General features: G+C 72.8%; 3 protein-coding genes and 1 pseudogene. 2 read left to right on the top strand and 2 right to left on the bottom strand.

Annotated features, from left to right (window positions below; all coding sequences use genetic code 11):
- Positions 1-313, top strand: a pseudogene (locus ACFWOG_RS37665) (hypothetical protein); the annotation flags it as partial.
- A 58-nt stretch (positions 314-371) separates the two neighbouring features.
- Positions 372-1,547, top strand: coding sequence for a mandelate racemase/muconate lactonizing enzyme family protein (locus ACFWOG_RS37670; protein WP_380363969.1), 1,176 nt, complete (start codon positions 372-374; stop codon positions 1,545-1,547).
- A 727-nt stretch (positions 1,548-2,274) separates the two neighbouring features.
- Here the strand turns inward: ACFWOG_RS37670 and ACFWOG_RS37675 are convergent.
- Positions 2,275-3,096, bottom strand: a complete 822-nt coding sequence (locus ACFWOG_RS37675; RefSeq protein WP_355406704.1) for a carbohydrate ABC transporter permease — start codon at positions 3,094-3,096, stop codon at positions 2,275-2,277.
- Positions 3,093-3,718, bottom strand: a 626-nt coding sequence (locus ACFWOG_RS37680; RefSeq protein ID WP_380363971.1) for a carbohydrate ABC transporter permease, incomplete at its 5' end; no start/stop codon positions are given. The genes ACFWOG_RS37675 and ACFWOG_RS37680, both read right to left, overlap by 4 nt.

Raw genomic sequence — 3,718 nt, forward strand, 5'->3', positions numbered from 1 at the left:
GGGCACCCCCGTGCATGACACCTCCGGCGTCACCACGACCCGCCGCACGATGCTGGCCGGCACCGTCGGCACCGTCATGGAGTGGTACGACTTCAGCCTCTACGGCCTCGCCTCCGCGCTGGTCTTCGGACCGCTCTTCTTCGGGTCCTCCGGCACCGGCGCCACCCTGGCCTCCTTCGCCACCGCCCTCGTCGCGGCCGGCGGCTCCGTCACCCCCGTCGTCCTCTACGTCATCGCCGGCTGCGCCGTCACCGCACTCGCCGTCCTCAGTGGCCGCGAGACCGCCCGCGGCGAGATCAGAACCGGCGGCTGAACCGCTCCACCACCCTCCCCGCTCGGCGGGGAGGGCCCAGCACCCAGGAGAAGAACCCGTGAGTACCCAGCCACTGCGCATCACCAAGGTCGAGGCCGTAGCCCTGTCCGCCAGCTTCGACGACCTGTACGACTCGCCCGAGGACGTGCCGGACTGGCTGCGGTACCCGGCCTCCAGCCACCTGGTGCTGCCCCGCCGGGGCCAGTACGCGACCCTCGTCAAGGTCCACACCGAGGACGGCTCGGTCGGCATCGGCGAGGCGTACGGCCTGCCGAGCCCGCAGGTCACCGCCACCGTCGTCGCGACCGTCCTGGCGCCGCTGCTGATCGGCCAGGACGCGCTGGCCACCGGCGCGATCTGGGAGCGGCTGTTCAAGGGCCAGGCCGCCGGCGGCCACAACCGCGGCTTCTACCTCGAAGCGATGGCCGGCGTCGACCTCGCCCTGTGGGACCTCCGCGGCAAGCTCGCCGGCGTCCCCGTCCACCGCCTCCTCGGCGGCCCCGTCCGCGAGACCGTCGACTGCTACGCCAGCCCGGTCGCCCTGCACGCCGACCCCGAGGACTCCGCCCGGCAGGCCCTCGGCTTCGTCGACGACGGCTTCAAGGCCCTCAAGGTCAAGATCGGCCGCGGCGAGCGCACCGACCGCGCCCACCTCTCCGCCGTCCGCGCCGCCGTCGGCGACGACATCGAGATCCTCACCGACGTCAACTGCGCCTACGACCTCGACGAGGCCACCCGGGTCGGCGCCGTCCTCGCCGACCTCGGCATCTCCTGGTACGAGGAGCCGCTCCAGGTGGACGACCTCGCCAACCTCGCCGAGCTGCGCCGCCGGACCGGCCTGACGGTCGTCAACGGCGAGACCCACTTCACCCGCTTCGACCTGCGGGACTCGCTGCTGCACCGCGCGATCGACGTCTTCATGCCGAACGTGGCCCGCTGCGGCGGCATCACCGAGGCCATGCGGCTGTCCGCGCTCGCCTCCGCGTTCCACGTGGACATCGCCCCGCACGGGGTCGGCTCCGGCGTCAGCCTCTGCGCGGCCCTGCAGCTCTGCGCGGCCACCCCGAACCTGCGCACCTACGAGTACAACCGGCTGCCCAACCCGATCCGGGAGAACATCCTGGTCAACCCGCCGAAGTTCACCGACGGCGCGCTGGTCGTCCCGACCGGGCCCGGTCTGGGCTTCGAGCTCGACGAGGACACCGTCGACCGGTACGTGATCGCCCGGTTCTGACGACCGGCCGGACCGCACCCCCCGAACGCCGGGCCGCCGGACTCCCCGGCCGGCCCGGCCCCCGAACGCGGTGGCGGGCAGCTCTGCCCTGACACTGTCCGCCACCGTCCCCCGGCTCCCCACCGCTGACGCTCGGGCCGACGTCAGCGGCGGGGAGCCCCGTCGTCACGGGGTCGCTCCACCCCGTCAGGGCCTGCGTCGCCGTCGGCGCCGCAGCCGACCGTGTCCTGGAGCCGCGTCTCCCGGCCCGACACACCCCCCGTGACCCCTGGGCCGCGGAACGGCACCGTCAGCCGTTCCGCGGCCCAGGTCTTCGGCGTTTCGGGGCAGGGCCGAGCCCGTGCCCCGCACCCCCGTTCCGGCGCCGGAGCCCCGGTCTGCCCCGGCCGGGCCGGGCGCCGTACCACTCACCGGGCTCCGTGCCGCCGGGCCGGCCGCACCGCTGCCCCGCCGCACCCGTGCGCCGGGGCCGTTCCGGACCGCGGACCGTCCGTACCCGGGCCCCGGGCCCCGACCGTCCGTACCCGGCCCCCGCTGCTCCGCCGCGCCACGGCCGGGCACGACGGGCGCCGTCTGCCGGGGCACGGCGGGCCCGCGGGCGGGACAACGGGCAGGGCCCGGGAACGGCTCCGGACATGCCGCAGGCCCGGTCGTCGCCTCCCTCCGGCAACGACCGGGCCTGCGGTTCTCCCCGGGTCTCCCGACCTGGAACCGGGGGGTTCTCGTCCTACTCCTTCACCGCACCACCGGTGAGTCCGCGGACGAAGGTCCGCTGGAGGAGGACGAAGGCGAGGACCACCGGGATCGCGGCCAGCACGGAGCCGGCCATCAGGAGATCCCAGCGGGGGGCGAACTGGTTCTGGAACTGGGCCAGTCCGACGGGCAGCGTGCGCAGCATCTCGTTGTTGGTGACCAGCGAGGGCCAGGCGAACTCGCCCCAGGTCCACATGAACTTCAGCACCGCGACGGTGCCCAGTGCCGCCCAGGAGTTGGGGAGCAGGATGCTCACCAGGGTGCGCAGCCGGCCGGCGCCGTCGATGGCGGCGGCCTCGTCGAGCTGGACGGGCAGCGTCACGAAGTGCTGGCGCAGCAGGAAGATGCCGGTGGGGCTGGCCAGGAAGGGGATGATCAGCGCCCAGTAGGTGTCGATCCAGCCGAGGTCGCGCATCACCAGGTACAGCGGGACGAGGATGACCTGGGTGGGGATCATCAGCGTCGCGAGGATCAGGGTGAGGACGGCCTGCCGGCCGCGGAAGGGGATCCGGGCCAGGCCGTAGGCGGCGAGGGTGTCGAACACCAGGTTGCCGGCCACGACGGCGCCGGCCACCAGCACGGAGTTGACGAACCACTGGCCGAACGGGAAGGCCGAGAGGACCTCCCGGTAGGCGCCCAGGGTCAGGCTCCCGGGGATCAGGTGCCGCCCGTTGCCGACCAGTTCCTCCAGGGGCTGGAAGGAGGTCAGCAGCATCCAGAGCACCGGGAGTCCGGCGAAGACGCCGGCGACGGTCAGCCACAGCGTCGGGGCGAGACGCTTCGGGGACTTGCTCACGACTCCTCCCGGGAGGTCAGCTTCAGCCGGACGAGGGTGATCGTCAGGAGGATCACGAACAGGACCACCGAGGCGGCGGAGGCGACGCCCACGTCGGTCAGCAGGCGGGTGTAGATGAACGTGACGACGGTCAGCGTCGCGGTTCCCGGACCGCCTTCGGTCATCACCCACACCTGGTCGAACACCTTGAAGGAGTTGAACAGGAGCAGGAGGAAGACGGCGGCGGTGGCCGGCTTGAGCATCGGCAGGGTGATCGAGCGGAACTGCCGCCAGGGGCCGGCGCGGTCGATGGTGGCGGCCTCGTAGATCTCGTCCGGGATGCGCTGGAGTCCGCCGAGGAGGATCAGCGCGTAGATGCCGAACTCCTTCCAGATGCTCACCACGGCGACGGCGGGCAGGGCGAGGTCGTTGTCGAAGAGCCAGCGGGCGCCGTCGACGCCGAACAGGCCGATCAGCGTGTTGATCAGTCCGTGGTCGGGCTCGTACAGCCACTTCCAGACGAGGCCGGCGACCACCATCGGGATGACGGCGGGCAGCACGGTCACCGTGCGGACGAGGCGGGCGGAGGCGAGTTCACGGTTGGCGGCCGTCGCGGTGGCCAGCGCCAGCACGTAGGTGCCGA

Origin of the sequence: Kitasatospora sp. NPDC058406 (assembly GCF_042722765.1) — a bacterium.
In the GTDB taxonomy this organism is placed as follows: domain Bacteria; phylum Actinomycetota; class Actinomycetes; order Streptomycetales; family Streptomycetaceae; genus Kitasatospora.